Source organism: Microcystis sp. CS-574 (genome assembly GCF_028329095.1).
Lineage (GTDB): Bacteria > Cyanobacteriota > Cyanobacteriia > Cyanobacteriales > Microcystaceae > Microcystis > Microcystis ichthyoblabe_A.
In genome coordinates this window covers 1-4,407 of sequence record NZ_JAQMSY010000063.1, presented here as the reverse complement: position 1 = coordinate 4,407, position 4,407 = coordinate 1, and the positions used below count along the sequence as shown (strand labels likewise).

The 4,407-nt window shown below is 42.9% G+C and carries 5 protein-coding genes; 3 read left to right on the top strand and 2 right to left on the bottom strand.

Annotated features, from left to right (window positions below; genetic code table 11):
• Positions 1–187: 187 nt before the first annotated feature.
• Positions 188–715: a GIY-YIG nuclease family protein gene (locus PN470_RS04180; protein ID WP_016514732.1), complete on the bottom strand. Its 528-nt coding sequence runs from the start codon at positions 713–715 to the stop codon at positions 188–190.
• A 193-nt stretch (positions 716–908) separates the two neighbouring features.
• On the opposite strand from PN470_RS04180, the gene PN470_RS04175 reads away from it, so the two are divergent.
• Both PN470_RS04175 and PN470_RS04170 read left to right on the top strand, forming a co-directional pair.
• Positions 909–1,496, top strand: coding sequence for an L-threonylcarbamoyladenylate synthase (locus tag PN470_RS04175; RefSeq protein ID WP_002732168.1), 588 nt, complete (start codon positions 909–911; stop codon positions 1,494–1,496).
• Entirely contained in the window at positions 1,451–2,308 is an 858-nt protein-coding gene (locus PN470_RS04170; RefSeq protein ID WP_103111120.1) for a sensor histidine kinase, read from the top strand. Before PN470_RS04175 ends, PN470_RS04170 begins: the two co-directional genes overlap by 46 nt.
• Here PN470_RS04170 and PN470_RS04165 read toward each other — a convergent pair.
• The gene (locus PN470_RS04165) at positions 2,244–2,714 is read right to left on the bottom strand and encodes a GNAT family N-acetyltransferase (RefSeq protein ID WP_103111121.1); all 471 of its coding nucleotides are present in this window, start codon (positions 2,712–2,714) and stop codon (positions 2,244–2,246) included. The genes PN470_RS04170 and PN470_RS04165 overlap by 65 nt on opposite strands.
• Before the next feature lie 471 nt (positions 2,715–3,185).
• Between PN470_RS04165 and PN470_RS04160 the strand changes: the two genes are divergently transcribed.
• A complete protein-coding gene (locus PN470_RS04160) occupies positions 3,186–4,181 on the top strand; it encodes a carbohydrate kinase family protein (RefSeq protein WP_103111122.1) in 996 nt (331 codons plus the stop codon).
• Positions 4,182–4,407 lie beyond the last annotated feature (226 nt).

Here is a 4,407-nt window from a genome sequence, read left to right as displayed (position 1 = left end):
GCGAAGGTTACATGATATCAGCCAGACTTGGAAACTATCTCATCAAATTAGTCCCCCCATAGAACCCCCTTGAGCCATCTTGCACACTTTTCTCTTTTTGTCAAATTTTATGTTAAGAAAGATGTGACTAATGGATAGCTTGATAAGGGGGGCATCTGATAACTTTTAACGCCTACCTACTTAATTTTTACTTCAAATCGAGCAAACCCTGTTCTTTTAACTTGGGATTAAAACGAATTTCCATCTGTACTCCCCGTTTTTCTAGAGTTGATAGAACATCGTTTTCTACTCGTCTGGATACCTGTTTTAATAACTTGATTTGCCCTACTTCATCAGCACTTTGAAAAATTTCTTTTTCTGTCTCAGTCATGGCTAATTTAGCATCAATTGGTTCTGTCCAGAGTTTTTCATTGTCGATTACTGCCTGACTTTCTCTTAGCCAAGCTTGTTTAATCGATTCGAGAATAGTCCGATTAGGACGCTCAATCAACTGGATTTTTAGCCAATAACAAGCTTGGGGCTGTCGGGCAAGATGTTGTTTTAAACTGAGATAAATATCACGAGAATAGCCGACAAATTCTAGGACTTGCTCTCGATCAAAAATGGCATAAACCCCGATTTTTCCCTGGAAATCAACACAGATATTACCAGTGGCATCTAGGTAGGGAATGTATTCTAATTGTTCGAGATTAGCCAAAGTATCAGACTCATTCATAATTAATCGTCGCTAATTGGTTGGAGATAAGTAGGTAGGTGTTAAAAACTTTCAGATCCACCGCTGATCAAGTAGGATTGATTCAAGGTAGGGTTGATTCAAGGTAGGGTTGATTCATGAATCAACCCTACCCGTTTAAAATTGTACCAAAAAGTCTTAGGCTAAATTAGTCCCCAAAAATGATCAATTCTCAATGCCTACTGCTTCTCTTAACGAAATTGTTCACGCAGCCCTAAGTGGTCAAGTGGTTTCTTTTCCCACGGATACAGTCCCCGCTTTAGCAGTTTCTCCCCCCTATGCTGCCTTAGTTTTTGCCGCTAAAAAACGGACTTTTGATAAACCTTTAATTCTCATGGCGGCCTCAGCAGCAGATTTATGGGATTATGTCAAGGGAAATCAGGAAGAAAGGGAAATTTGGCGGCAAATGACCGAAAAATACTGGCCCGGCTCCCTAACTTTGGTTTTACCCGCTTCTGAAAAAGTACCAAAAGTTCTTAACCCTAAGGATTCTAGCACGATTGGTATCCGAGTTCCTGCTCATGCGATCGCAAGAGAAATTCTCGGTCGAACTGGTGTTTTAGCGACCACAAGTGCTAATCTGTCAGGACAAGAGCCTTTATTAACTCCAGAAGCGATTATGACTACTTTTCCCTCGGTGACGGTGTTAGCGCCCACAGAAAGGCAAGCATGGGGAATAATCAATAGTGGACAACCCTCCACCGTCGCGCGTTGGCAATGTCAAAGATGGGATATCTTACGACAAGGGGCAGTTTTTCTGTAAATATGGACGATATTGACGCTTTAAAACGGGAATTACAGCAAACTCGTCTCGCTTATCAGATGGCTGTGGCAATTAATCACCTCAAAAGCAGTTTTTTGGGACGGGTTGCCCATGAATTGCGATCGCCATTGAGCAGTATGATCAGTCTCCATCAAATGATTCTCGCCGATCTTTGTGAAAGTCCAGCCGAAGAAAGGGAATTTATCGCCCAGGGACAACTGGCAGGCCGTAAACTGATGGCAATGCTCGATGAGATGATTAATCTCTCGAAGCTAGAGTCGGGTACTTTACCTCTGGAGCGAGAAATTTTTTCTTTAACTAAACTTTGGGAAGATTGGGCAAGTTTAACCTATTTACAGGCAGCTAATCGCAATATTCAGCTTAAATTTAGCCCTTTAACTGATGATATTGCTATTATTGCCGATTATCAATGTTTATCCTCCGCTCTTGTTCTTCTCGTCGATGCAGCGATCGCCAACCCAGGAAGTGGCTCTATTTGTATATCCGTAAGCGCTCTTGACGAGAAAAAAGTCACTATTAGTCTAGAATTTACGGGGGAAATGGCTCTCTGGCCAATGCCAGAAATTTCATCCTTGAGTTTAGAATCAAAGCCAGAAGAAGTCAAACAATTTACTCAAGTTCTTGGCTTTTCTCCTAGTCTTAAATTCCAGTTAGCGAAAGGCATTATCGAAGTATCGGGGGGGGAAATGAGCTTAGATCGAATCGATAACAATAGTCAGGATAAGCTCACAGAGATCGTTTTTTCTTTACCTCGATCGCCGGATAGGAAAACTCCTCGGGATAACGATTAAATAATACCATCGTCGTGGTGGCGTTCCTTTGGAAACCAATGCGCTGGTAAAATTGTTGTTGGTTAGTAGTCATCAAATAGACTCTTTCCACCCGATTTATTCGGGGATGGGCCAAAACTGTTTCTACTAATTTACGTCCTAAACCGGCCCCCTGATAATCGGGATGAACGATCACATCCCAAATAGTTGCCCGATAAATGCCGTCAGAAGTGGCCCGAGCAAAACCAATTAATTGCCGCTCATTCCACACCGTCACCACCGGATCACTATAGTCAATTGCGGTTTCTAAATCTTCTAAACGGCGATCGATTGCCCAAAATGCGGTTAAATTAAATAATTCTCGTAGTTGCAATAGATCTATCTTGCTTTTATCCTCGTCAAACTGAATCTGACTACAATCAACCATGATATTTCCTTAGTCTAAGACTAAAAAATAAAAGAGGATTCACGCTCGATCGGGCTGATTTATGAGCAATTTCCCCTAATCTATGTGTCTAATTATACTCAATGCCTCAGATAATCTCTAGTTGATTTATCGTGATTTCTTGACAAGTTATTAATCAGTGATCAGTGATCAGTTATCAGATGAGAGTTTTCAGTTCACTGATGGTTCTTCGGTTTGTGTGATGCCATGACGGGAGTTTTAAGGGATGAAACCCTTGCAGAAAAAAGCATTTGGTGATTTTTGTCAATTGTTTTCGCTCCTGAACGAACTAATCAATTAAGTCTCTTACCAAATAAGGATTTAGTCGATTTATGCCCCCCGATCGAATCATACCAAGTAACGAAGAACCTCACTGATTACTGTTTACTGTTTACTGGACGGCTACGCCGTGCCTTTGGCAACACTGAAAAAAGTCTCCCACACCCCACAGCAATGCTTAACAATCAAAGATATTCGCCGGTGTCTGTCATTTGTTTAGGGGAAATCCTCTATGATCTAATTGCCGATCAAAGCGATCGCGCTATAGAGAAAGTAACTTCTTGGACAACCTACGCGGGGGGTGCGCCGGCAAACGTGGCCTGTGGATTGCGAAAATTGGGCATAAATTCGGCTTTTATCGGTTGTGTGGGCAAAGATCAACCCGGAGAACAGTTAATCGCCTTGCTAGACGCTCTCGGAGTCGATACCACTGGTGTACAGTATCATGCCACCCTACCCACCCGACAAGTTTATGTCACCCGCGATGCTGGGGGAGACAGACATTTTGCGGGTTTTGGCGGCAGAAAAACGACTGATTTTGCCGATACTGCCCTTAATGCTGACCTATTGCCCGAAAATCTGTTTAAAAATGCCGATTATCTAGTGATGGGAACCCTAGGGTTAGCCTATCCCCCGGCGAGAGCGGCGATGATGCGCGCCCTCGAATTAGCTAAAATTTACGGGGTGAAAGTATTGATCGATATCAACTGGCGGCCGGTTTTTTGGACTAATCTTGAGGCTGCCCCTGATATCATTCGAGATTTTATCGTCCAGGCCGATTTGCTCAAATGTAGCGAGGAAGAAGCAGCATGGTTATTTGGCACTGATAACCCGGGAGAAATATCGTCAAAATACCCCAATTTAGGGGCAATTCTGGTTACTGGCGGCGCAAAAGGTTGTAGATATCATTTAGGCGAAAATAGCGGCAATGTCGAGGCTTTTTCTGGGGAGGTAGTGGATACAACCGGGGCGGGGGATGGCTTTGTGGCGGGTTTTTTGGCTCGTGCTGGTCTGGGAGGCGATCAAATCGGGGAAAATGCCGATTTAGCGCGTAAGGCGGTGATTTATGCCTGTGCGGTGGGGGCAATGGTGACAAGAAGAGCAGGCGCCATCGCATCCCAACCTACTCGGCAGCAGCTGGAGGAGTTTCTAGCGGCCCTTGACTCCTAGAAATTAGCCCTTATACTAAATCCAGTTAAGTAGCTGGTTATAATTAAATTAAAAATGGATTTTAGGTTCGATCCCCCCTGCCCCCTAGGGCTGTTTCATTTAAATTAAGTATAGCTGATTTTGAGTCAATAAATTTGATCGAGGATTCTCAAGTTTATCTTTTTCTAATCAAAAGAGTTAGTCATAATAACTAATCTTTAATCTTCTGCCAATATTTATTATGAAT

Coding starts and splice junctions, on each gene's coding strand:
- PN470_RS04180 (WP_016514732.1), bottom strand. CDS start 715: ATGAATGAGTCTGATACTTTGGCTAATCTCGAACAATTAGAATACATT.
- PN470_RS04175 (WP_002732168.1), top strand. CDS start 909: ATGCCTACTGCTTCTCTTAACGAAATTGTTCACGCAGCCCTAAGTGGT.
- PN470_RS04170 (WP_103111120.1), top strand. CDS start 1,451: ATGTCAAAGATGGGATATCTTACGACAAGGGGCAGTTTTTCTGTAAAT.
- PN470_RS04165 (WP_103111121.1), bottom strand. CDS start 2,714: ATGGTTGATTGTAGTCAGATTCAGTTTGACGAGGATAAAAGCAAGATA.
- PN470_RS04160 (WP_103111122.1), top strand. CDS start 3,186: ATGCTTAACAATCAAAGATATTCGCCGGTGTCTGTCATTTGTTTAGGG.